Origin of the sequence: Desulfogranum mediterraneum DSM 13871, from assembly GCF_000429965.1 — a bacterium.
GTDB classification, from domain to species: domain Bacteria; phylum Desulfobacterota; class Desulfobulbia; order Desulfobulbales; family Desulfobulbaceae; genus Desulfogranum; species Desulfogranum mediterraneum.
Genome location: NZ_AUCW01000019.1, coordinates 94197 through 116623 on the forward strand (window position 1 = coordinate 94197; position 22427 = coordinate 116623).

The following is a 22427-nucleotide window of genomic DNA, read 5'->3' on the forward strand; positions in this document are numbered from 1 at the left end:
ACCTCCTATCAGTAAAATTTATGTCAAGTGTAAGGGAATCTTCAGTGATCTATCTCGGCTTCAGGGACGACGATGTTCCCCCTAAGGGAGTGCTTGCCTGCATGGTCGATGCGCACCAGAAGACAGTCCCCGGGCTGATGTGGCTGTGCTGCAGCCGGAAAGTGGACGATATGGTTGGTGGTGGTTCGTCCCTTCCACATCTCGGACTGGGCGCTCTCAACCATGACCTCCACTTCCTGTCCCAGTTGTTCCTGGTTCCTCTCCAGGCTGATCTGATCCTGGAGTCCCTGGAAGCGGGCAAGGCGTTCGCTCTTGACGCTCTCCTCGACCTTATCGCTGAACTCTGCGGAGCGGACGTGGGGGCGATCGGAATACTTAAAGGAAAAGGAACCGTGGTAACGCACCGTGCGCAGGAGCTCCATGGTGGCCTCAAAGTCGGCCTCAGACTCTCCGGGAAAACCGATGATCATATCGGTGGCCAGGGCGATCTGCGGACAGCGCTCTCGCAGGGCAGCAACCTTTTCCAGATACTCCTCCACCGTGTACTTGCGATTCATCAGCCGGAGGATCCGGTTGGAACCTGATTGCACCGGCAGATGAAAGTGAGGACAGAGGTTGTCCAGCTCACCGAAACAGGCGACCAGCTCTGCTGAGAGATCCTTGGGGTTGGAGGTGGTGAAGCGAAGTCGCTTGAGTCCGGGCACAGCTGCCACCAGGCGGAGGAGCCGGGCAAAGGAGGTGGGGGTCTCGGCCACCGGATTGGTCATCCCGTAGGAGTTGACATTCTGGCCAAGCAGGGTGATCTCCTTTATTCCCTGACTGACCAGGATTTCCACCTCTTCAAGGATATCGGCCACCGGACGGCTGACCTCCCGGCCCCTGGTATGGGGCACCACACAGTAGCTGCAGTAGTTGTTGCAGCCCTGCATGATGGTGACAAAGCGCCTGAAGCCTTCCGGGTTAGCCGGCGGCTGGTGGGTAAGCAGCTGCTGGAAGGGAGGGATGGCAAAGGCGGCATCCAGATCGGTGGCCAGTTCATGGCTGGTGGCCCCCTGGTCGAGCCGCTGGAGAATCTCGGGCAGCTGATAGATCTGCTGGGTGCCGACAATGAAGTCGACATGGGGCATCCGGCTGAAGATCTTCTCCCCCTCCTGTTGCGCCACGCAGCCGGCAACGCCGATGCGCATCCCTGGGCGGAGCTGCTTCTGCTCCCTCAGTTGCCCCAGGAGACTGAAGACCTTTTGCTCGGCCTTGGCGCGAATGCTGCACGTGTTGAGGATGACCACATCGGCCTTGTCTGCCCCATCCACGGCCAGGTAGCCATCCTGGGCCAGGAGTTGTTCGATGATCTCCGAGTCACGCTCGTTCATCTGACAACCAAAGGTTTTGATATAGAGGGTCTTGCTATGCATGGTAAAGCTCACGAAAGGGAAGGGGAGTCGGCCGGAGCCGGGTAGGGGCTAAGTTCACCTGCCAGGGCGGCCAACAGGGCGAACACCTCGCCCAGGGCCGCCCCTGTGGTCCAGATCCGTACCAGGCCATCACTCACAGAGATGGTGGAGATGGTGGCCATGTTGTCATAGCCTTCCAGGATAAACTTCAGCCAGCCGATCTTTTCCTTGCGGATGCGAAGGAAAAAACTGTAGCTGTCCAAAGGAAAATGATGATTGTTCAATGGGATACGCTACACAGTTAAGGTTGAATCGATCTCTTCCAGATCGTCTTTGTTGGCCTCCAGCAGAGGCGTGACCACCTCCTGGAGATACTCTTGGGTCTGCTCGCTGGCCCGACCGGTGAACTCCTGGTAGTTGCCCAGCAGACCATCCAGCTCGCCCTGGTCAAAGGGCACCCGATCGTCACGGCCCAGCCGCTCCAGCAGGTCGTTGACCAGCCCATGATTTTTGACCGCAGCACCGGCCGCCACCGAGTGATCCCGGATGATCTCGTGCATCTCCTGACGGCTTTCACCGCGCTCAACACAGGCCATAAGGATCTTTTCCGTGGCCATGAAGGGGAGCTCTTCGCGAAGATACCTTTCCACTTGATTCGGATAAACAACCATATCGCTGCTAATGTTAATATAGAGCTTTAAGATCGCATCGGCCAGGAGAAAGGCCTGGGCCAGGTCCATCCTCCGGATGGCAGAGTCATCCAGGGTCCGCTCGAACCATTGGTTGGCAGCGGTGGCGGCAAAGTTGGCGGGCAGGCCCATCAGTTTACGTGCCAGGCCGGTCATCCGTTCGGAACGCATGGGGTTCCTCTTGTAGGCCATGGCAGAGCTGCCCACCTGTTTGCTGGCAAAGGGCTCTTCCTGCATCTTGAGGTTGGAGAGCAGCCGGAGGTCGACGCCGAACTTATGGGCCGAAGCAGCGATCCCGGCCAGGGTCTCACTGATCTTCATGTCCAGCTTGCGAGGGTAGGTCTGGCCGGTGACGCTGAAGGTGGCATCAAAGCCCAGTTTCTCAGCAACCCGGCGATCCAACTCGCGCACCTTGGCATGGTCACCGCCAAAGAGTTCAATAAAGGTGGCCTGGGTGCCGACCGTGCCCTTGGCACCCCGGGCCTTGATCTGCTGCTCCAGATGTTCAACATATTCGAAATCCATTATAAGATCTTGAATATAGAGAGTATTTCTCTTCCCGATGGTGGTGGGCTGGGCAGCCTGGTAGTGGGTAAATCCCAGGGTTGCCATGTCTTTATACTGCCCGCTGAAGGCGGCCAGGTTCTGGATGACCTTGAGCAGGGACTTCTTCACCAGTTTCAGGGCCTGTTTTTGAACCGTCAGGTCGGTGTTACAGACCACGAACTGGGAGGTAGCGCCCAGATGGATGATCGGCTCGGCAAGGGGACACTGTTGACCATAGGCAAAGACATGGGCCATGACATCATGGCGAATCTCTTTTTCCTTGGCAACAGCCACCTCGAAGTTGATGTCTGCAGCATGGGAATTGAGTTCGGCTATCATCTCAGCAGTGACAGCGGTCAGTCCCAGTTCATGCTGGGCCTCGGCCAGGGCGATCCAGCATTTGCGCCAGTGACTGAACTTGAACTGTTCACTGAACAGTTCCTGCATGGCCTTGCTGGTGTAGCGGGAGACGAGTGGTTCCTGGTAAATTTCTCTGTTCATGGGATTCCTTAAGGGTTAGTGCAACGGATCAGCAGGGCCAAAGCCATGATCAGGGTCCTGATCATGGCTTTGGCCCGATACCGAATGTCGCATAATATATATTATGTTAAGTTTTAACTGTGGTTACTCTGGTCGCACAGCAGGGATATCGCCCCCCATATCGTCCCTGATTCCAGGGCTGCCGGCTGTTTCGGGGCGATGCTCAGCATCCTAGCGCATGGCGATCATCTGAATCTCTTTTCGTTGAACGCCTCTGAAGAACGAGCGTTTGAGCTTAAAGACCAGGTCAACCGGTCCCTGTTGAGCCTGGTCGATCTTTTCGCCTAGAAAAAAACCGATTCCGGGTAAGGACGGACCCGTGTCGCGGCTCAGGGAAAATTTCAAATGGCCCCGGATATCCTTGAGCTTGTTGAGCCGCTGCGCTCTGAGCAGAAACAAGGGTTCCGGGTTACCCTCGCCAAAGGGCTGAAACAGCTGGAGCTTACTTAAAAACTCGTCGCTAAAGATCTCCTGATCCTGTTGCAGACAATACTCTTCGGCCGTCTCAGCCGCCGGCACCAAGGCCGGCTCCTGGTCGCAGCCGGCCTCAAACGCCAGGACAAAATCGGGCCAGCGTTCAGGGTCCAGGCTTAAGCCGATGGCCATGGGATGACCTCCAAAGTTCTTGAGGCAGTCCCTGCAACTGCTTACTTTCCGGTGCAGATTAAAGCCCCGCACAGAGCGCCCCGAGCCCTTGAAGATCACGCTCCCGTCGGCCTCGCTCTCCCTGGTAACCACGATGGCCGGACAGCTGAACCTGTCGACCACCCTTGAGGCGACGATCCCCAGAATCCCCGGGTGACAGCTCGGGTGGTAGATGGCGAGCCCCTGGGCTCCGTCGGCTCTTCTGGTGGCACATTCGGCAAAAACTTCAGTCAGAACATCCTGCTCCAGTTGTTTTCGCTGCCGGTTGAAGCCCTCCAGATCTCCTGCCAGTTGTCTGGCCCGGTGCTGATCACTGCAGAGAAAGAGCTCGACCCCGACCTCGGCCTTGCCCATCCTGCCGGCAGCATTGAGTCGTGGTGCCAGCTTGTAGGAGACATCTTCAGGCACCATCCGATCGCGGGGATGGATGTTGCACTGCTCCATCAGGGCGCGCAGTCCGACCCTCTGCCTCTGGTTGAGTACCTCCAGTCCGGCCCTGACCAGGATCCGGTTGGTTGCCACCAGCGGCATAACATCGGCTATGGTGCCAAGGGCCACCAGGTCCAGATACTGCCTGAGATTGGGGATTTCGCTCTGCTTGCTCCACAGCCCCAGTTCGATGAAGTGGCGTCGAAGGGCCGCTACCAGAAAAAAGGCGACCCCGACCCCGGAGAGTTGCTTGAAGGGAAAGGAACAGCCCCCCTGCTTGGGATTAAGCAGCGCGTTTGCCCGGGGCAGCTGCTCGGCCGGTTCGTGGTGATCGGTGATCACCACCTCAAAGCCGTGGTCTCGGGCATGTTCAACGGCCTCACAGGCGGTAACCCCGCAGTCCACCGTGATCAGCAGCTGCTGATCACCGGGAAACTGTCGGCGGATGGCCTCAACCGATTCCACGGTAAGCCCATACCGTTCGGTCAGACGGTTGGGCAGATAATAGTGACTGCTGATCCCTAACAGGCTGAAAAATCGAACCAGGAGCACGGTGGCGGTGATCCCGTCCACATCATAGTCTCCATGGATAATGATCTCGCGCCCTGCCTCATGGGCTCGGGCGATGCACCCTACCGCCTCGGCCATCCCAGCCATCATCTCGGGCCGCGGCAGGCACGAAAAATCGGGATAGAGGAAGTGCTCCACCTCCTGCTCCGTGGAAAAACCACGCTGCCAGAGGATCTCTGCCAGGGTTGCTGGAAGGTTGAATCTCCTGGCAAGTCCCTGGTAATCGGTGACTGCGCCCCTGGGGTCAGTCATTATCCTGCTTGCCCGCAGCCGTCTCCAGGGCGCTGCTCAGCTCCCGTACCACCTCGTCAGGGCTATCGACCCGGTACCAGCGCATCTGCTCATACTGCTTGAACCAGGTCATCTGTCGCTTGGCATACCTGCGGGTGTCACGGATCAGGGTCTCTACGGCCTGCTCCCGGTTGTACAGCCCCTGGATGTAACCAACGGCGTGGCGATAGCCGATGGCCTGCATGGAGGAGAGGCCGCCGTGGTAGCCCATGGCCAGGAGCCCCCGCACCTCTTCAATCAAGCCGCTTTCCATCATGATCTCGGTGCGCAGGCCGATACGTTGGTAGAGTTTTTCCCGTTCCGTGGTCAACCCCACCAGGAGCAGCTGATCAAAGCTGTAATCCTTGGCCCCCTGCCGCTGGCGGCGGAGATGCTCGGACCAGGGAATACCGCTGGCCTGGTAGATCTCCAGGCCGCGGATCAGCCGCTGGGTGTCATTGGGATGAATCCGCTGGGCCGAGGCAGGATCGACCTCCATCAGCTCTGCATAGAGTGCCGCCCTGCCCTGCTGGTGCAGCCGTTGTTTCACCTGCTCCCGGACCGACTCATCCACCTGAATTTCGGTAAAGAGGCCATGGATCAGGCTGGAGAGGTAGAGGCCGGTGCCGCCGGTGATAAGCGGGATCCGTCCCCGCCCGGCGATGGCCTCTATGCTGTCCAGGCAGTCCCTGACAAAGGAGGCCGCATCGTACTGCTCATCGGGATCTCGAATATCGATCAGGTGGTGGGCCACCTGGGCCTGCTCTTCAGGGGTGACCTTGGCTGTGCCGATATCCATCCGCCGATAGACCTGCATGGAATCCATGGAGATAATCTCGCAGCCGAACTGTTCGGCCAACCGCAGGGATAAGGCCGTCTTGCCGATGGCCGTGGGGCCGACCAGGACGATGACCGGAGTAGTAATGCGTCGTTCAGATGCAGTCATGGGCTAAAATCCAGCATAGGGGTGAGGATGGCGGCAGATCTCTCCCCTATCCCGGGGACAGCGCAGAGGTCGTCGGCAGAGGCAAAGGGCCCCTGACTCCGACGAAACACCAGGATCCGCTCTGCCAGTTGAGGTCCGATCCCGGGCAGCAACTGCAGATCCGACCTGTTGGCATGGTTGATGGCAAAGGGTTGTTGGAAAAAAAAGGCCAGCCTGGGGGAGAGTTCACTCTCCGGACCCATGCCGGCCAAGCCGGCGGCGGCGCACGGGCTGTCCTCTGGGGAGACCAACTGCAGTCGGCCGCCGGCAAAGGAGTAACAGTTGGTCTGGCTGGGATCAGGGCGCAGCCCGGAACCCAGGGAGCAGCTCAGCACCAGGGCAGCAAAGCCGAGCAGGAGCAGTAAGCGTCGATCCCGGGGAGCAGGTTCCAGCTCTCCCCTCCCCTGGAGTCCACCGGCTTTACCTGTTCTTCTCATCCTTGAGCAGCTTGTAGTTGATACTGTCCACCAGGGCCTGCCAACTGGCCTCCATGATGTTGACCGAAACCCCCACCGTGCCCCAGCGGTCATGGAGGTCTTTACTCTCCACCAAGACCCGGACCTTGGCACCGGTTCCGTACTCACCGGTCAGGACCCGGACCTTGTAGTCGACCAGTTCCATGTCCTCCAGGCTGGGATAAAAGCGGGTCAGGGCCTTGCGCAGGGCAGAGTCAAGGGCATTGACCGGCCCCTCCCCCATGGCCGCGGTGTGGACCTCGTTGCCGCCCACATGGAGCCTGATGGTGGCCTCGGTAAAGGGCTGTTTATCCATGGAGTACTTGTGATTCATCACCCGAAATGCCTCCAGCTGAAAGAACCTGCGCTGCAGGCCAAGGGTGGAACGCATCAAGAGCTCAAAGCTGGCCTCAGCCGCCTCGTACTGATAGCCCAGGTTTTCCCGGTTCTTCAACTCCGAGATGATGGAGGACATCAGGGGATCATCCGCCTCGATGGGTACCCCGAACTTGCGAGCCTTGGAAAGGACATTGGCGCGCCCTGCCTGGTCGGAGATCAGGATCCTCCGGATGTTGCCCACCTTTTCCGGTTCAATGTGTTCATAGGTCAGCGGGTTGCGCTGGACCGCGCTGACATGGATGCCGCCCTTATGGGCAAAGGCGGACTCACCCACATAGGGCTGGTACTGGTCATGGGGCAGGTTGGCCAGCTCGTCCACCAGCCTGGAGGTGGTGTAGAGCTGCTCAATCCGTTCGCCCACCTTGCAGGAGCAGCCCATCTTGAAGACCAGGGCCGGGATGATGGAGGTCAGATTACTGTTGCCGCAGCGCTCACCAAAGCCGTTGATGGTCCCCTGGACCTGACGCACCCCCAGATCAACGGAGATCAGGGCGTTGGCCACCGCGGTCTCCGAATCGTTATGGGCATGGATGCCCAGCTTCACCGGACGGGGTTGGCGCTCCATGAAGGCCTGGACCTCGGTGATGATGGCAGGGATCTCCTGGGGCAAGGTGCCGCCGTTGGTATCACAGAGGACCAGGGTCTCAGCTCCGCCGGCAACGGCCCTGGCGAGGGTGGCCAGACAGTACTCCTTATTGTGTTTGAAGCCGTCAAAAAAGTGTTCGGCATCGTAGAGCAGGTGCTCCACCCGCGGACGGAGGTAGGCCAGGGAGTCCTGGATCAGCTCCAGGTTGTCGTCCAGACCGATGCGCAGGGCCTCGGTGACATGAATATCCCAACTCTTGCCAAAGATGGTCACCGCCGGTGTCCCGGCCTCCAGCAGGGCCTGGAGGTTGGCATCCTTGTCCGCCGGATTCTGAAAGTGGCGGGTGGAACCAAAGGCGGTCAGGCGGGCATGTTTGAGCTCCACCTGCTTCATGCTCTTGAAAAAATCAATGGCAAGCGGATTGGATCCAGGCCAGCCGCCTTCGATATAATCCACCCCCAGGCGGTCGAGTTGGAGGCAGATCTTTACCTTGTCCTCGACCGACAGGTTGAAGTTTTCCGCCTGGGTTCCGTCGCGTAAGGTGGTGTCATAGATCTCTATCGGATGCGTCATGGTCAATCAGTTGGTTTCCTCGGCAGGCATGTTGTTCTTGTCCAGGGCAAAGGCATCGTGGAGCGCACGGACGGCGAGTTCGGTATACTTCTCGTCGATGATACAGGAGACCTTGATCTCCGAGGTGGAGACCATGATCATATTTATCCCCTCTTTTGAGAGGATCTGAAACATGGTTGAGGCAATACCTGAGTTGTTGCGCATGCCCACGCCCACGATGGAGACCTTGGCAATCTGCTGATCTCCGGTGACCGCATCGGCCCCTATCTCCCGGGCCGCCTCGGTGACGATCTCCATGGCCCGTTCATAGTCGTTGCGGAGCACGGTGAAGGTCATGTCCGTCATCTGGCCGTCCCTGGTATTCTGGATAATCATGTCCACCAGGATGCCGGCATCGGAGATGGGAAGAAAGATCCGGGCCGCGGTTCCGGGCAGATCCGGCACCTTCTTGATGGTGATTCTTGCCTCGTTCTTATTATAGGTGATACCTGACACCAGGATGGATTCCATAATTTTTTCCTCCTCAACTACCCATGTGCCGATGGTATCGGTAAAGGTTGAGCGCACATGAACCGGAACCTTGAACCGTTTGGCCAGACCGACTGCCCGGATATCGAGCACCTTGGCTCCCAGACTGGCCAGCTCCAGCATTTCATCATAACTAATCCTGTTGATCTTCTGCGCCTTGGTGCAGATATTGGGGTCGGTGGTATAGACCCCCTCGACATCGGTGAAAATCTCACAGGCATCCGCCTCCAGGGCGGCAGCCAGGGCCACGGCCGTGGTATCGGAACCGCCGCGCCCCAGGGTGGTGATATTACCCTTCTCATCCACTCCCTGAAAACCGGCAATGGTAACAATCTTGCCCTCATCCAGATGCTGGTTGATCAGGTGGGGATCGATCTTTTTGATCCGCGCCTTGGTGTGGACGTCATCGGTATGGATGGAGACCTGATCGCCCAAGAGGGCAATGCCGTCGACTCCCGCCTCCTTGACCGCCATGGTGAACAGGGCGATGGTGACCTGTTCACCGGTGGAGAGCAGCATGTCCATCTCTCTGGTACTGGGGCGGGGCTGGACGGCGTGGGCCAGCGCGGTCAGGCGATCGGTCTCCCCGGACATGGCCGAGAGCACCACCACCATCCGGTTGCCCTTGTTATGCTGGGCAATGACCCGCCGGGCGACCGCCTGGATCTTCTCCACCGAGCCAACGGAAGTCCCCCCGAATTTTTGAACAATAAGTGCCATTTTTTAAACCTGGAATGAAAAAGAGAATAGCTCTTGTCGAATGTCAGGGCATCTTGAACAGTTGCTCTGGGGCCGAAGCCGTCCTGAAGCCGGCGACTAACGATCATGCCCGGGCGAGCGGAGTGTCCTGTTCTGTACACCCTCTTTCCCTCTGCAGCCGGCTGTGGCTCACCGCGCTCAGCGGCTGACAGCCGGCTGCGGCCCGTCCCGAAGCTCCTCTCGCTGCAGGAGATCGTGAGAACAGTGCCATCCTGCAGGATAGGCGGAGCGGAGAGAAAAGCAAACCAAGAATGTAAGACGATTTTTTAAATTTGCAACCTCAATCGATATCTTGTACATACCTGTCTTCAATCATCTTTACGGCTGGCTTGAAGAGTTGTTTTTTCTTCCAATCCCGGCCTTGGGCCTTAAGGGTGAAGTTTCAGCCGCGGAACATCGTTATATGCCTATAAAAAAATCTCCCGGGCCTGGCCCTGATCGAGAAACCACACGCTTCAAGGTACCCCATATCGGCGGAAAAACACCATGAGACCCTTACACATTGTGCTTGTTGAGCCTGAAATACCACCAAATACCGGATCCATCGCCCGACTCTGCGGAGCCACGGACACGGTTCTGGACCTGGTCCACCCCCTGGGCTTCAGCGTTGACGACAGGCATCTCAAACGTGCCGGCCTGGACTACTGGGACCAGGTGAGCATCAACCACTGGCCGAGTCTTGAGGCCTTCTTAGCGGAGCAGGACGAAAACGACCTCTTTTTCCTGACCACCAAGTCGGATCAGGCCTACACCCAGGCCCCCTTTGTCCCTGGCGCACGCCTGATCTTCGGCAAGGAGACCAGGGGGCTGCCGGAAGAAATTCTTGCGCTGTACCATGACCGTTGTTATACAGTTCCGATGAGTAATCCCAAGATCCGCAGCCTCAACTTGGCCATGACCTCAGGCATAGTACTGTACGAAGCCTTGCGCCAAATCAGCGAATAATATTCCGTCATCCCAACTATCACAAGGAGAATATCATGCCTGACCGGATATATAATTTCAGCCCAGGACCAGCCACCCTCCCCTACCCGGTGCTCGAGGAGGCTGCCCTTGATATCGTCAACTACCATGACAAGGGGATCGGCCTGATCGAGCTGAGCCATCGCTCCAAGGAGTTCATGGCCATCGCCGACCAGGCTGAGCAGGGCATCAGGGAGCTCTTGGCCGTACCCGACAACTACAAGGTACTCTTTCTCCAGGGCGGTGCCTCGTCCCAGTTCTTCATGATCCCCATGAACCTGCTGACCGGCGGCAAGAAGGCCACCTACCTCAACACCGGTACCTGGTCCAAGAAGGCCATCAAAGAGGCCAAGCTCTTTGGAGAGATCGAGGTGGCCTACTCCAGTGAGGAGCAGTCCTTCAACCGGGTCCCCCTGGAGTCCGAGTACAGCGTCGACAGTGCCTCTGAGTACCTCTACCTGGTCTCCAACAACACCATCTACGGCACCCAGTTCCCCACCTTCCCGGACAAGGAGGTGATGCTGGTGGCTGATATGTCTTCAGACATCTTTTCCCGGCCCGTGGATGTGGAAAAATTCGGGATCATCTTTGCCGGTGCCCAGAAAAACATCGGACCTGCCGGGGTAACCCTGGTGATCATCCGCGAAGACCTGTTGGCAGCCGCGGGTGAGCAGGTGCCGACCATGCTCAAGTACCAGACCCATGCCGATAAGGGCTCCATGTTCAACACCCCTCCCTGTTTCCCCATCTACTGTGTGGGTCGGGTGATGCACTGGCTCAAGGAACTGGGCGGGATTCCGGCCATTGAAAAGATCAATCAGGACAAGGCTGGGCTGCTTTACCAGGCCATCGATTCAAGCGATTTTTATCGTGGTCATGCCGAAGAGGCCTCACGCTCGCTGATGAACGTGGCCTTTAACCTGCCCACCCCTGAGCTCGAGGCCCAGTTCATTGCCGAGGCGGCTGCCCTTGGCCTCGACGGCCTCAAGGGCCACCGTTCCATCGGCGGCTGCCGTGCCTCGATCTATAACGCCTTCCCCAAGCAGGGGGTTGAGCAGCTGGTGGACTTCATGGCAGACTTTGCCAGGAAGCACGGCTGAAGGCTACCTGAAGCCGAGCTGTCCGGCGGCATGGCCTGCTCCATGCCGCCGTCCCCGGCCTGACCACCCTTTTCAAGTTCACCGCAAGGCCAGCCCGCCCCTCTTTTGAGTAACCTTTCTTTCTTTCAGCGTACCCACATGGACTATCAGGGAGACATTATCCGCCCTCCCAGTGAGGCCAACTCGATCATCCTCCAGGTGACCACCGGCTGCTCCCATAATGGCTGCACCTTCTGCGGAGCCTACCGCGATAAGCGCTTCGGTCTCAAGCCCTGGGCCACCATCAGCGCTGATATCGACTTTGCCGCCCGCTGGTGCAGCCGCCAGAAGACCCTCTTCCTGGCCGATGGCGATGCCCTGGCCCTGGAGGATCAGGTCCTGGTGCGGCTCCTGGGCGAGATCAGAGAACGGCTGCCCTGGGTCAGACGGGTGGCCTCCTATGCCGGCGCCCGCAACATCGACGAAAAGAGCGACGCCCAGCTGGCTCGCTATCGCCAGCTGGGCCTGAGTCGTCTCTATCTGGGCCTGGAAAGCGGCCATGATCCCACCTTGAAGGCCATTGCCAAGGGTGCGGATAGTGAACAGATGATCTCTTTTGCCCACAGGGTGCGCCGGGCCGGGATGTTTCTCTCGGTGACCTGCCTGCTGGGCATTGGCGGAGTCCGCGATTCCCTTGCCCATGCCCGGGCAACGGCAGAGGTGCTCAATACCATGGCGCCCAACCAGGTCGCGGTCCTGACCCTGATGATTCTGGCCAACACCCCGCTCCAGCGAAAACTCAAGGCCGGCACCTTTCAGCCCCTGGACCAGGAGCAGCTCTTTCGAGAACTCCGTACCCTTCTCCAGGGGCTGCACCTGGAGCGGGCCCAGTTTCAGGCCAACCATGCCTCCAACTACTTCTCTTTGAGCGGACGGCTGCCCAAAGATCAGGCCGCCATGCTGGCCACCATTGACCGGGCCCTGGCAGGCACCCTCCACCTCAAAGAAGAACAGCAGCGATTGCTTTAGACATGAATCACCCACCTGAGTTTACCGACCTGAAAAACCTTACCCAGGACCAGCTGGTCCGTTTTGTCGAATCCCTCGGCCAGCCGGCCTTTCGCGGCCGCCAGCTGCTGGCCTGGATCTACCGACCGGGGATCACCTCCTTTGAGCAGATGACCGACCTGGCCAAGAAGTTCCGGGCCGTGCTCAGTCAGACCGCTCACATGAGCAGGTTTGAACGGGCCATCATCCAAACCTCCAGAGACGGCGCAGTCAAGTTCGCCTTTCGCCTGACAGACGGCCAGGTGATCGAGTCGGTACTGATCCCTGAGGAGGATCGCAACACCCTCTGTGTCTCCTCCCAGGCAGGCTGCGCCATGGGCTGCAGCTTCTGTCTGACCGGCCAGATGGGTTTTCGCAGAAACCTGACCACCGCCGAAATCATCAACCAGGTCTGTGCGGTCCGGGACTGGATGCTCCAGCGAAATATGGGTCAGCTCTCCAACCTGGTGTTCATGGGCATGGGTGAGCCCCTGGCCAACTTTGACAACCTGATGGACAGCATCTCGCTGCTCACCGAACAGCGGGGCCTGGACTTCTCCTCACGCCGGATCACGGTCTCCACCTGCGGCCTGGTTCCACAGATGCACCAACTGGGAACCCAGACCAAGGTCAACCTGGCCATCTCCCTGCATGCCGTGGACGATAGGGAGCGGGATCAGATCATGCCGATCAATAAAAAATATCCCCTGGCCGAACTGATCGAGGCCTGCAGGCAGTATCCCCAGAAGAAGCGCCAGCGGATCATGTTTGAGTTTACCCTGCTCAGAGGGGTGAATGATTCCAGGGAAACGGCAGAAGAGCTGGCCCGCCTCCTCAGTGGAGTGCCCTGCAAGATCAACCTGCTGGCTGTAAACAGTGGTGGAGGGGACGCGTTTCAGCACCCTGGTCGGGAACGGATGCTCGCCTTTCAGAAGATCCTGCGCGATCAAGGTTTTACGGTTTTTATTCGCCAGAGCAGAGGCGACGATATCTCGGCGGCCTGCGGCCAGCTGGCCGGGCAGGAGTGGTGTGAGGATGCGGCAGAGTCGCTCACCGTCCCGGAGCCGGCCAGCAGCGACGGCTCACTTTAGAACTCCACCTGGATATTTCGATCCGCCAGGATCGCCCGATGTCGCATGGTCGCCAGCCTCGTCCTGAAGGCTGTTTCTGCCTTATGACCGCGGACCAGGGTCCAGCAACAGTTGATCAGCCCCCTGGCCAGCTTGATCTTGGGTGCGTCGGCGGACAACTTGACCACGCCCTTGGAGTATTCAAAGTAGCCCATGAAGGGGTCGAGAAAGGGGTAGGTGTCCAACTGTGAGTTGATATGGGTGTTGAGTTCAGCCAGCGGATCTGCCACACCCTGTTCCTGGATGGTCTGGACAAAGAGAAAGAGGAATTCCTCCAAGGCCGGTCGGAGTCGCGAGTAGACCGGATTGACCACCTTGGCAGCGGGAGGAGCGCTGCCGACTGCTGGGGATGACGGAGAAGCGGCCTGGGACACCGGCGCTGCCGGCTCGCTCTGCTCCTGGGGATTGACCTGGGCACCAGCCTCTCTTGGTTCTTCCTTTTTCAGGTAGGAGCCAAAGGTAAAGACTCCCTCATTGGCCTGGACCCTGCTCAAGAGGCTGTTGTAATCATCGTCCGAGGTGCTCATCCCCCCCTTGCCCCAGGAGTAGGAACCGCCGATGCGCTCTCCCTGGTGAAAGAACAACAAGCCTGCCTCTTCCCTGTTATTGATCTGCACCTCGATAAAACCGGAAAAGAGTTTCTGGCGAAGTCGGAAGATGAGATCAGGCAGGGGAATCTCAACGGACTTCAATGCAGACTTGGCCCGTTGAAAGGCGGGCATCTGACCCCAGAAAAAAACGGCATTGGCGGCCAGGGCAAAGATAGTGATCGTAAAGGTGGCCTGCTGAAAGAGCTGATGAATGGGCGCAAGGTCCTGGCAGATATCGATCTTGGCGTCACGTCCCTTGCTCAGGATCCGGATGATCTGGTGTTCATCAAAAAAAATCAGAATTTCCCCGGAAACAGCCCTGCCGTGGATACCTCCGGCACCAAGTTCTCCCTGCAGATGCTCGATCAGCTTATCCAGGTGCAGGTAGTAGCTGTTGAGCCCCTCTAAAAAAGGGGTTTCTTTGGGCAGTAGCATCCGTTAGATCAGGGTATGGGTGAAATGGATTCGGATCAACATGGCTTGCTCAGGCTACAGTTTTCATCAGGGCATCTTGAAGAAGGAGGCATGGGCTCCCAGCTTTGCTGGAGTAGAGTTATCCTTTCTCCCTTCAGGCTTCGGCGGCGCAGCTCTGCTCAGTTATGGGGCGCGGGTTTCGGCTCGCTCGGCTCTGGCGGCTGTGATTGCGGCCTTTTGACCACAATAATATGGCCGCATTCATAACAGGAGAAGCGGGCTTGGTCGCTCTTCATCATCGCCAGATCAATGTTATATTTTTTGGAGCATTCTTCACAGATTACCAGCATGTTGTCCCTCTCTCTCCGGGATTGGCGGTTGTCTTGAACCTTGAGTTATACCGATCAGGATCAGTTCACTGCAGCCTTCGGAGCAGCGGGAAAAACAGCCAGCCCCTGAGCCATTCCGGAGTGGTCTGCTCAAACAGGCGGCTAAACAGCTCTCCTCCACTTCCGGCCACCTTGAAAAGTTGCCTCTTCTTCCAATCTCTACCCTATGGCGTACATTGTATCCTCGGAACATCGGTTGTTGCCTGCGCTTAAAAATACGCCATGCCTTGGTCGTGATCGAAAAATCTCATCTTTAAAAGCACCCTCTTGTTCGGGACAGGGGTAAGGCATTCTCCACCAGTATATAACCAAAATACGAAAATGTAAATGGAACCCTGGTGGTCGCAAAGGCCTGCGATCCGGGTGCGTGAGCGCAGCAATCACGGCAGGGGGAACAAGGACCCTGCCGTGACCAATCCGCCCATCCCTGTCAGGGAGAGGAACGGGCGGATGCCGGCCGGCTCAGCCCTTGATCTTTTTCAAGAGCCAGGCCATGTTCCTGCCCAGGTCGCGCATGGTGGTGATGCCTTCCCTGTCGTCCGCTACCTCGCCCTTTTCCCTCCCATCACCGATGTTCCAGTAGGAAGAGCCCACCGTGATCATCTGGCCGATGGTAAAAAAGTGATTCATGGTGTCAAAGGCATGGATGGCGCCGCCCCGACGGCGGGCGACGATGGCGGCACCTACCTTGCGTTGAAAGAGGTCGCCATTGGCCCTGGCCGTCATTCCGGTACGGTCGATCAGGGCCTTCATCTCGGTGGAGATATCGGCAAAGTAGGTTGGCGAGGCCAGGAGAATGCCGTCGGCCGCATCCATCTTCTCGATGCAGGCGTTGATACAGTCCAGGTCAACGATACATTGTTTATTCTTCTTCTTGAAGCACTGGTAACAGGCGATACAGCCATGGGGATGTTCCCCGGCCAGTTGAATCAACTCGGTCTCGATGCCTTCCTTCTCCAGTTCTTCGAAGACATAGCCCACCAGCATGGCGGTATTGCCGTTCTTGCGGGCACTGCCGTTAAAGGCCACAACTTTCATATTACACCTCCTCTTCTTCATTGATGATGGAACGGGGCAGCTCGGCAAGATTGATCTTCTCAGCCTCTTCGATGCCGCGCTGAAGCGCCTTACTGTTGAGCGACTCCGTTCCCTTGGGAACTCGGCTGAGCAGCGCCTTTTCCAGGTTGTTCAGGTCGACCCGTTCACAGAGCCGGCCCACGGCGCCAAGGGCCACCATGTTGGCCACCACCTCTCTGCCCAACTCCTCCTTGGCGATCTCGGTAAAGGGGATGGCAATGATCCGGCTGGTGGGGTACTGGTCCACCAGGGTGGAATCCACCAGGAGCAGGCCATCGGCGTTGAGGTCAAAGAAGTAGGCATCGCAGGCCGCCTGATTCATGGCCAACAACAGGTCCAGATTCAGGGATTTGGGATAGTCGATGGGGCTGTTGCTGAGCACCACCTCGGCCTTGGACTTGCCGCCTCTCGCCTCCGGGCCGTAGCTCTGGGTCTGGCAGACGTACCTGCCGTCATAGGTGCCTGCAGCATCGGCAAAGACCACGGCTGCGGTGATCAATCCCTGGCCGCCGGAGCCGCTGAAACGGAGTTCATATCTGTCAATAATCGGTTTGAGTGTTTTCATACCTTCCCCTTGGTGGTACTGGCCCGCTGACGGACTTTTTGGTATTCCTCGGTGGAGATGGGCATCTCGCGATCGGTGAGCACCCCTACGGTCGTCTTGCCCTCAAGCTCCTCGGCAGAGAGCTTGGCCGCCCTGGTCACGGTGACCGAGTTCTCCTTGAAGCTCTGGAGCATCTCCACCGCATTGCCCAGCTTGTTGCGTCGACCGTACTGGACATGACAGTTGGAGATCACCTCCACCACCGCAAAGCCGCGTTTCTCCATGGCCTGTTCGATCAAGCGGTCGAGCAGTTCGCCGTGAAAAACCGTGGCCCGGGCAACAAAGGAGGCCCCGGCAGTGACGGCCAGTTCGGCAATGGAAAATGCGTGCTCTATGTGACCGTAGAGTGAGGTGGTTGAGGTGGAACCAAAGGGGGTGGTCGGCGAGTACTGCCCACCGGTCATGCCGTAGATGGAGTTGTTGATGATAATGGCGGTCAGGTTGAGATTGCGCCGGGCCGCATGGATAAAGTGGTTGCCGCCGATGGCGGTGGCGTCACCATCCCCCATGATCGCCACCACGTTCAGGGCCGGGTTGGCCAGCTTGACCCCGGTGGCATAGGTCAGGGCACGGCCATGGGTGGTGTGGAGGGTGTTGAAGTCGAGATAGGTGGGCATCCGTCCGGAGCAGCCGATACCCGATGCCAGGACCACCTCGTCCTTGCTCAGTTCCATCCGGTAAACAGCCCGGAGCAGGGCGGCCATGACGATCCCGTTGCCGCAGCCGGGGCACCAGACATGGGGAAATTTTTTGTTATGGCGTAGATACTCGTGTCGTATTGCCTGTGCAGAAACTGACATGGTTGGTTCTCCTTAAAGCTTGATCAGGTGCCCATGGATTTCGTTGGGAGTGATGAACTGACCATCAATCCGGTTATGTTTGGCAACCACACATCTGTTCTGATTGACCCGCTGCACCTCCCGGCTGATCTGGCCCATGTTCATCTCCGGCACCAGCACCGCCCGACACTGCTCAAGCACCGGGGTGACCTGGCTGCGCGGGAAGGGAAAGAGGGTGATCAGCTGGAGCAGGCCGGCCTTGACCCCCTGTTTACGGGCATCTTCCACCGCCTTCAGGGCCGAACGGGCCACAGAACCGTAGGCGATCACCGCCACCTCGGCATCTTCCAGCATGAAACCCCGGGTGATCATGATATCTGCAAAGCCCCGGGTGATCTTCTTGGTCAGCCGCTGCTGGAACTGGAGCACCTCGCTGGGCCTCTGGGTGGGAAAGCCATACTCATCGTGGACCAGACCGGTGACGTGATGACGATAGCCATCGCCAAAGGCGGCCATGTGGGGGACGCCGCGGGTATCGCCCTCGTAGGGTTTGTACCAGTCCGGGGGGACACTGGGACGGATCCGGTCCACCACCCTGATGGTCTTCTGCTCCGGCAGCTGGACGCATTCCCTGGTATGGGCCACCACCTCATCGGAGAGCAGGATCACCGGGACCCGGTACTGTTCGGAGAGGTTGAAGGCCTTGACCGTGATCGAAAAGGAATCGCTGACAGAGGACGTGGCCAGGACGATCACCGGGTGATCGCCGTGGGTGCCCCATCGGGCCATCTGGACATCACCCTGGGAGGGACAGGTGGGCAGGCCGGTGGAGGGGCCGCCCCGCATCACGTTGACCACCACGCAGGGCACCTCGGCGATACAGGCGTAACCCAGGTTTTCCTGCATCAGGGAGAAGCCGGGACCAGAGGTGGCGGTCATGGACTTGACCCCGGTCAGGGAGGCGCCGATGATGGCGGCCATGCTGGCGATCTCATCCTCCATCTGGATAAAGGTGCCGTCCACCTTGGGCAGTTCTGCAGCCATCAACTCGGCAATCTCGGTGGCCGGGGTGATGGGGTAGCCGGCAAAGAATCGGCACCCTGCCGCCAGGGCCCCATGGGCGATGGCCTCGTTGCCCTGAAGAAGAAGGCGTCTGCTCTCCTGGTTAAACATCATCTTTCCTCCTCTTGGGACGGCTTTCCGAGACCGTAATCGCGAAATCCGGACAGTGGATCTCACAGAAACGGCAACCGATACACTTCTCCGGTTCCTTAATCACCGGCTTCCCTGCCTTGTCGGCACTGATTATCTGTTTGGGGCAAAAGGCCATGCAGATGCCGCAGGCCTTGCACCAGTCACGGTAGAAGGCAATCTCATAGTGCTTCTTCCTCTTAACCGGTGGTTTGGCTGGAGGGTCCTTCTTGGTAACGGCTGGTTTTTTTTCTTTTTCTGTCATTGTCTTAGTATCCCAACTCGAAAGAGAAAAGAGTAAAGAGCAAGGCATCCTGCCCCGGGGCATTCCACCACCCTGTATCTGTCCTCCGGCATACAGGTTCTATCCGGAAATTGCAAGACTTTCTCGACCACAGCCAGGCGCCTCTCTCCTTGGTAATTTTCTCAAGATTAACTTGTAATGACTGCAAGAGTCTTATATAAAAAACAGGGTGTTTAAACTAGGCGAATTGTGCAACAAACAACAAACGGAGGGATGAATGAAAAAAGGACTGTTCTGTTCCATCGCACTGGCTGCCGGTATGCTGATGAGTGTCACCGTGGCCCAGGCTAAAACCCAGTTCGTCACCATCGGCACCGGCGGCATTACCGGGGTCTACTATCCCACTGGCGGTGCCATTGCCAAGATGGTCAACAAGAAGAAGAAAGAGTACGGCATCCGGGCCACCGTGGAGTCCACCGGCGGCTCTGTCTTCAACATCAACGCCGTGATGAACGGCGATCTGGAATTTGGAGTGGCGCAGTCTGATCGTCAGTTCCAGGCCATCAAGGGCCTGGCAGAATGGAAGGACAAGGGCCCCCAGGAAGATCTGCAGGCGGTCTTTTCCATCTATCCCGAGGCCGTCACCCTGATGGCCGCAGTTGACGCCGGCGCCCACGACATTGTCGAGCTTAAGGGAAAACGGGTGAACATCGGTAATCCCGGCTCCGGCCACCGCCAGAACGCCCAGGATGCCTTTGTTGCGGTCAATATTGATCCGGAGAAAGACCTGACAGTGGAAGGAATCAAGGCCTCGGAAGCACCCAGCCTGCTCCAGGATGGCCGGATCGACGCCTTCTTCTACACCGTTGGTCATCCCAACGGCGCCATCAAGGAGGCCACCTCCGGGGCGCGCAAGGTCCGTTTTGTCTCCATCAATCATGTGGATGAGCTCCTGGCCAGCCACCCCTACTATGCCAAGACCTTTATCCCTGTCGCCATGTACCCTGGGGCCCAGAATGAGAAGGATGTGCCCACCTTTGGGGTAAAGGCCACCCTGATCACCTCTGCCAAGGTTCCCGATGAGGTGGTCTACGCCATCACCAAGGAAGTCTTTGAGAACTTTGAAGAGTTCAAGAAGCTGCATCCTGCCTACTCCACCCTGACCAAGGAGGCCATGCTCGAGGGTCTCTCTGCACCGATTCACCCCGGTGCGATGAAGTACTATAAGGAAGCAGGCCTGAAGTAGGACCTGGTTAGCCACCTGGCAGGGGCTCCAGTCCCTGCCGGGTCTCCCCGTTTTCCCTGCCGGTGATCTGACCGGCGTAACAACGCCCCTCCCCTGTTTACCTGTATTCCGGCCCCCAAAAATCTTCCGGAGTACCAACCATCGTCCGGTCCCCGGGACCACAGCAGCAGACGTCACTTACCGCAAACATTAGCAACAGGAACGCGTTGATGAGTAAGATCCGCATTGATAAAGTTGAAGATGGCTTCCATGAAGCCCGCAGAATGGCCGAAGAAGAGGAAGGTATCGGCCGCAGACCCGATGGCTGGCAGCGATATATCATCCCCTTTGTTGCCATCTGCTGGAGCCTGTTCCAGCTGGCCCTGCCCAAGTGGTTGCTGATTGATTCCACCTATATCCGGGCCATCCATTTTGCCTTTGCCCTGGCCCTGGTATTTCTCAACTATCCTGTCTTGAAAAAGCCCTGCTTCGGCCTGAAATATTTTGCCGAACATAAGAAGATACCCCTGCTGGATATGGTACTGGCCGCCTTTGCCGCCTACTGCGCCCTCTATCTGGTCCTCAACTACGAGGAACTGACCGGCCGCTACGGCAGCCCCTCCACCCAGGACATCGTCATCGGCCTCTCCCTGGTGGCCATCCTCCTGGAGGCGGCCAGGCGAACCATCGGTCCGGCCCTGCCGGTTATTGCCTCCGGCTTTATTGCCTACGCCTTCCTTGGCCCCTACATGCCCGACCTGATCGCCTTCAAGGGGACCTCGGTTGACCGCTTCATCGGCCAGATGACCATGTCCACCGAGGGCATCTACGGCATTCCCCTGGATGTCTCGGCCACCATTGTCTTTCTCTTTGTCCTCTTTGGGGCCATGCTGGACAAGGCCGGAGCAGGCCACTACTTTATCCAGCTTGCCCTGAGCCTGCTGGGACGCTTCAAGGGCGGGCCGGCCAAGGCCGCAATCATGGGCTCGGGCCTCACCGGCCTGGTCTCCGGCTCCTCCATCGCCAACATCGTCACCACAGGCACCTTCACCATCCCCATGATGAAGAAGGTCGGTTACCCGGCCACCAAGGCTGCCGCCGTTGAGGTGGCCGCCTCCACCGACGGTCAGCTGGCCCCCCCGATCATGGGGGCTGCGGCCTTTATCATCGCCGAGTACGTCAACGTGCCCTACATCGAGGTGGTCAAGGCCGCGGCTGTCCCGGCCTTTGCCTCCTATGCGGCCCTGTTCTTCATCTCCCACATCGAGGCCTCCAAACTGGGGATCCGGGGGATGCCCAAGAGTGAACTGCCCCCCTTTTTCAAGACCCTGCTCAGCGGGGTGCATTACCTGATTCCCCTGGCCATGCTGCTCTATGAGTTGATCGTGGTCCGCCACTCACCGGAGCTGGCTGCCTTTAATGCCATCATGGTGATGCTGGTGATCATGCTCATCCAGGAGCCCTTGCGGGCCTACCAGGAGAAGACCTCCCTGGTCCAGGGGCTGAAACGATCCTGCCTCAACATCCTGGAGGCCCTGGCTTCAGGCGCCCGCAACATGGTGGCCGTGGCCCTGGCCACCGCGGCGGCAGGCATCATCGTCGGGGTTGTGGCCCTGGGCCTGGGCAACCTGATCAGCGAGATCATCGATGTCCTCTCCATGGGCAACGTGGTCCTGATGCTGGTGATCACCGCCCTGGCCAGCCTGATCATCGGCATGGGCTTGCCCACCACGGCCACCTATATCGTGATGGCCTCGCTGACCGCCCCGGCCATCGTCAGCGTGGGCGGGATGCAGGGCTTCATCGTTCCCCTGATGGCAGCCCACCTCTTCTGCTTCTACTTCGGGATCCTGGCCGACGATACCCCTCCGGTGGGGCTGGCCGCCTATGCCGCGGCTGCCATCGCCAAGTCGCCGCCCATCCAGACCGGGGTGCAGGGCTTCATGTATGACATCCGCACCGCCATCCTGCCCTTTATGTTCATCTTTAACACCGATCTGATCCTCCACAACGTCTTCTCCTGGAGCCAGGGGATCCTGATCTTTGTGATGACCTGTATCGGCAACTTTGCCTTTGCCTCGGCCACCCAGGGCTGGTTTGTGGCCAGGAACAAGGCCTGGGAGGTGCCGCTCTTTCTCTGTGTCACCTTTATCCTGATGCGACCGGATCAGATCGCATCCTGGCTGGGCATGGCCCATGAGCAGCGCTACTGGACCTACCTGATCGGTCTGGCCCTCTACGGCTTGCTCTACCTGATGCAGCGGCCCAGGATACCCCGGGTCGAGCCGGCCGTCGAGGCGGCCTCTGTTTGATGGCCCTGAACCATGACG

The 22427-nt window shown here is 58.5% G+C and carries 21 protein-coding genes; 6 read left to right on the forward strand and 15 right to left on the reverse strand.

Going from position 1 to position 22427, the window contains the following annotated elements:
- Positions 1-41: 41 nt before the first annotated feature.
- The 8 genes from miaB to G494_RS0110505 all read right to left on the reverse strand — a co-directional run bounded on the left by miaB (position 42) and on the right by G494_RS0110505 (position 9326).
- On the reverse strand, positions 42-1412 hold the full coding sequence (gene miaB, locus G494_RS0110470) for a tRNA (N6-isopentenyl adenosine(37)-C2)-methylthiotransferase MiaB (protein ID WP_028584509.1): 1371 nt from the start codon (positions 1410-1412) through the stop codon (positions 42-44).
- An 8-nt stretch (positions 1413-1420) separates the two neighbouring features.
- Positions 1421-1654, reverse strand: a complete 234-nt coding sequence (locus tag G494_RS22855) for a DUF4911 domain-containing protein (protein ID WP_161629969.1) — start codon at positions 1652-1654, stop codon at positions 1421-1423.
- Between the two features lie 30 nt (positions 1655-1684).
- Positions 1685-3127: an adenylosuccinate lyase gene (purB, locus tag G494_RS0110480; RefSeq protein ID WP_028584510.1), complete on the reverse strand. Its 1443-nt coding sequence runs from the start codon at positions 3125-3127 to the stop codon at positions 1685-1687.
- A gap of 210 nt (positions 3128-3337) precedes the next feature.
- The gene (gene recJ, locus G494_RS22860; protein ID WP_051305592.1) at positions 3338-5062 is read right to left on the reverse strand and encodes a single-stranded-DNA-specific exonuclease RecJ; all 1725 of its coding nucleotides are present in this window, start codon (positions 5060-5062) and stop codon (positions 3338-3340) included.
- Entirely contained in the window at positions 5055-6026 is a 972-nt protein-coding gene (gene miaA, locus G494_RS0110490; protein WP_028584511.1) for a tRNA (adenosine(37)-N6)-dimethylallyltransferase MiaA, read from the reverse strand. The genes recJ and miaA overlap by 8 nt, the downstream gene beginning before the upstream one ends.
- Complete coding sequence (locus G494_RS0110495) at positions 6023-6502, reverse strand: ComEA family DNA-binding protein (RefSeq protein ID WP_028584512.1); 480 nt, start codon at positions 6500-6502, stop codon at positions 6023-6025. The genes miaA and G494_RS0110495 overlap by 4 nt, the downstream gene beginning before the upstream one ends.
- On the reverse strand, positions 6486-8078 hold the full coding sequence (gene cimA / locus G494_RS0110500) for a citramalate synthase (RefSeq protein ID WP_028584513.1): 1593 nt from the start codon (positions 8076-8078) through the stop codon (positions 6486-6488). The genes G494_RS0110495 and cimA overlap by 17 nt, the downstream gene beginning before the upstream one ends.
- 6 nt (positions 8079-8084) lie before the next feature.
- Complete coding sequence (locus G494_RS0110505; RefSeq protein WP_028584514.1) at positions 8085-9326, reverse strand: aspartate kinase; 1242 nt, start codon at positions 9324-9326, stop codon at positions 8085-8087.
- Positions 9327-9851: 525 nt separating this feature from the next.
- Here G494_RS0110505 and G494_RS0110510 point away from each other — a divergent pair.
- The 4 genes from G494_RS0110510 to rlmN all read left to right on the forward strand — a co-directional run bounded on the left by G494_RS0110510 (position 9852) and on the right by rlmN (position 13545).
- The gene (locus G494_RS0110510; protein WP_028584515.1) at positions 9852-10310 is read left to right on the forward strand and encodes a tRNA (cytidine(34)-2'-O)-methyltransferase; all 459 of its coding nucleotides are present in this window, start codon (positions 9852-9854) and stop codon (positions 10308-10310) included.
- A 35-nt stretch (positions 10311-10345) separates the two neighbouring features.
- A complete protein-coding gene (gene serC, locus G494_RS0110515) occupies positions 10346-11428 on the forward strand; it encodes a 3-phosphoserine/phosphohydroxythreonine transaminase (RefSeq protein WP_028584516.1) in 1083 nt (360 codons plus the stop codon).
- Between the two features lie 138 nt (positions 11429-11566).
- Positions 11567-12436, forward strand: coding sequence for a radical SAM protein (locus tag G494_RS0110520; RefSeq protein WP_028584517.1), 870 nt, complete (start codon positions 11567-11569; stop codon positions 12434-12436).
- Between the two features lie 2 nt (positions 12437-12438).
- Positions 12439-13545, forward strand: a complete 1107-nt coding sequence (rlmN, locus tag G494_RS0110525; protein WP_028584518.1) for a 23S rRNA (adenine(2503)-C(2))-methyltransferase RlmN — start codon at positions 12439-12441, stop codon at positions 13543-13545.
- Here the strand turns inward: rlmN and G494_RS0110530 are convergent.
- The 7 genes from G494_RS0110530 to G494_RS22865 form a co-directional block, all read right to left on the reverse strand.
- A complete protein-coding gene (locus G494_RS0110530) occupies positions 13542-14609 on the reverse strand; it encodes a hypothetical protein (RefSeq protein ID WP_028584519.1) in 1068 nt (355 codons plus the stop codon). The genes rlmN and G494_RS0110530 overlap by 4 nt on opposite strands.
- Before the next feature lie 158 nt (positions 14610-14767).
- Positions 14768-14938 (reverse strand): zinc-ribbon domain-containing protein, encoded by a 171-nt coding sequence (locus G494_RS28090; RefSeq protein ID WP_153305835.1) that lies wholly within the window; start codon positions 14936-14938, stop codon positions 14768-14770.
- A gap of 501 nt (positions 14939-15439) precedes the next feature.
- On the reverse strand, positions 15440-16015 hold the full coding sequence (locus G494_RS0110535; RefSeq protein WP_028584520.1) for a flavodoxin family protein: 576 nt from the start codon (positions 16013-16015) through the stop codon (positions 15440-15442).
- A 1-nt stretch (position 16016) separates the two neighbouring features.
- Positions 16017-16619 carry a 2-oxoacid:acceptor oxidoreductase family protein gene (locus tag G494_RS0110540; protein ID WP_028584521.1) on the reverse strand — a complete coding sequence of 201 codons (603 nt, stop codon included), beginning with the start codon at positions 16617-16619 and terminating at the stop codon, positions 16017-16019.
- Positions 16616-17458 carry a 2-oxoacid:ferredoxin oxidoreductase subunit beta gene (locus tag G494_RS0110545; RefSeq protein WP_028584522.1) on the reverse strand — a complete coding sequence of 281 codons (843 nt, stop codon included), beginning with the start codon at positions 17456-17458 and terminating at the stop codon, positions 16616-16618. Before G494_RS0110545 ends, G494_RS0110540 begins: the two co-directional genes overlap by 4 nt.
- A 12-nt stretch (positions 17459-17470) precedes the next feature.
- On the reverse strand, positions 17471-18613 hold the full coding sequence (locus G494_RS0110550; RefSeq protein WP_035246157.1) for a 2-oxoacid:acceptor oxidoreductase subunit alpha: 1143 nt from the start codon (positions 18611-18613) through the stop codon (positions 17471-17473).
- Complete coding sequence (locus tag G494_RS22865; RefSeq protein ID WP_051305593.1) at positions 18603-18893, reverse strand: 4Fe-4S dicluster domain-containing protein; 291 nt, start codon at positions 18891-18893, stop codon at positions 18603-18605. Before G494_RS22865 ends, G494_RS0110550 begins: the two co-directional genes overlap by 11 nt.
- A 256-nt stretch (positions 18894-19149) precedes the next feature.
- On the opposite strand from G494_RS22865, the gene G494_RS0110560 reads away from it, so the two are divergent.
- Positions 19150-20118: a TAXI family TRAP transporter solute-binding subunit gene (locus G494_RS0110560; RefSeq protein WP_028584524.1), complete on the forward strand. Its 969-nt coding sequence runs from the start codon at positions 19150-19152 to the stop codon at positions 20116-20118.
- A 209-nt stretch (positions 20119-20327) separates the two neighbouring features.
- Positions 20328-22409, forward strand: a complete 2082-nt coding sequence (locus tag G494_RS0110565) for a TRAP transporter permease (protein ID WP_028584525.1) — start codon at positions 20328-20330, stop codon at positions 22407-22409.
- Positions 22410-22427: the final 18 nt, after the last annotated feature.

What these genes read in the sequence shown, in the direction of transcription:
- G494_RS28090 (WP_153305835.1), bottom strand. Translation starts at nt 14,938, where the DNA reads ATGCTGGTAATCTGTGAAGAATGCTCCAAAAAATATAACATTGATCTG.
- serC (WP_028584516.1), top strand. Translation starts at nt 10,346, where the DNA reads ATGCCTGACCGGATATATAATTTCAGCCCAGGACCAGCCACCCTCCCC.
- G494_RS0110540 (WP_028584521.1), bottom strand. Translation starts at nt 16,619, where the DNA reads ATGAAAACACTCAAACCGATTATTGACAGATATGAACTCCGTTTCAGC.
- G494_RS0110530 (WP_028584519.1), bottom strand. Translation starts at nt 14,609, where the DNA reads ATGCTACTGCCCAAAGAAACCCCTTTTTTAGAGGGGCTCAACAGCTAC.
- G494_RS0110565 (WP_028584525.1), top strand. Translation starts at nt 20,328, where the DNA reads ATGAGTAAGATCCGCATTGATAAAGTTGAAGATGGCTTCCATGAAGCC.
- G494_RS0110545 (WP_028584522.1), bottom strand. Translation starts at nt 17,458, where the DNA reads ATGTCAGTTTCTGCACAGGCAATACGACACGAGTATCTACGCCATAAC.
- miaB (WP_028584509.1), bottom strand. Translation starts at nt 1,412, where the DNA reads ATGCATAGCAAGACCCTCTATATCAAAACCTTTGGTTGTCAGATGAAC.
- G494_RS0110505 (WP_028584514.1), bottom strand. Translation starts at nt 9,326, where the DNA reads ATGGCACTTATTGTTCAAAAATTCGGGGGGACTTCCGTTGGCTCGGTG.
- rlmN (WP_028584518.1), top strand. Translation starts at nt 12,439, where the DNA reads ATGAATCACCCACCTGAGTTTACCGACCTGAAAAACCTTACCCAGGAC.
- cimA (WP_028584513.1), bottom strand. Translation starts at nt 8,078, where the DNA reads ATGACGCATCCGATAGAGATCTATGACACCACCTTACGCGACGGAACC.
- G494_RS0110560 (WP_028584524.1), top strand. Translation starts at nt 19,150, where the DNA reads ATGAAAAAAGGACTGTTCTGTTCCATCGCACTGGCTGCCGGTATGCTG.
- G494_RS0110495 (WP_028584512.1), bottom strand. Translation starts at nt 6,502, where the DNA reads ATGAGAAGAACAGGTAAAGCCGGTGGACTCCAGGGGAGGGGAGAGCTG.
- miaA (WP_028584511.1), bottom strand. Translation starts at nt 6,026, where the DNA reads ATGACTGCATCTGAACGACGCATTACTACTCCGGTCATCGTCCTGGTC.
- purB (WP_028584510.1), bottom strand. Translation starts at nt 3,127, where the DNA reads ATGAACAGAGAAATTTACCAGGAACCACTCGTCTCCCGCTACACCAGC.
- G494_RS0110510 (WP_028584515.1), top strand. Translation starts at nt 9,852, where the DNA reads ATGAGACCCTTACACATTGTGCTTGTTGAGCCTGAAATACCACCAAAT.
- recJ (WP_051305592.1), bottom strand. Translation starts at nt 5,062, where the DNA reads ATGACTGACCCCAGGGGCGCAGTCACCGATTACCAGGGACTTGCCAGG.
- G494_RS0110520 (WP_028584517.1), top strand. Translation starts at nt 11,567, where the DNA reads ATGGACTATCAGGGAGACATTATCCGCCCTCCCAGTGAGGCCAACTCG.
- G494_RS22865 (WP_051305593.1), bottom strand. Translation starts at nt 18,893, where the DNA reads ATGACAGAAAAAGAAAAAAAACCAGCCGTTACCAAGAAGGACCCTCCA.
- G494_RS0110550 (WP_035246157.1), bottom strand. Translation starts at nt 18,613, where the DNA reads ATGATGTTTAACCAGGAGAGCAGACGCCTTCTTCTTCAGGGCAACGAG.
- G494_RS0110535 (WP_028584520.1), bottom strand. Translation starts at nt 16,015, where the DNA reads ATGAAAGTTGTGGCCTTTAACGGCAGTGCCCGCAAGAACGGCAATACC.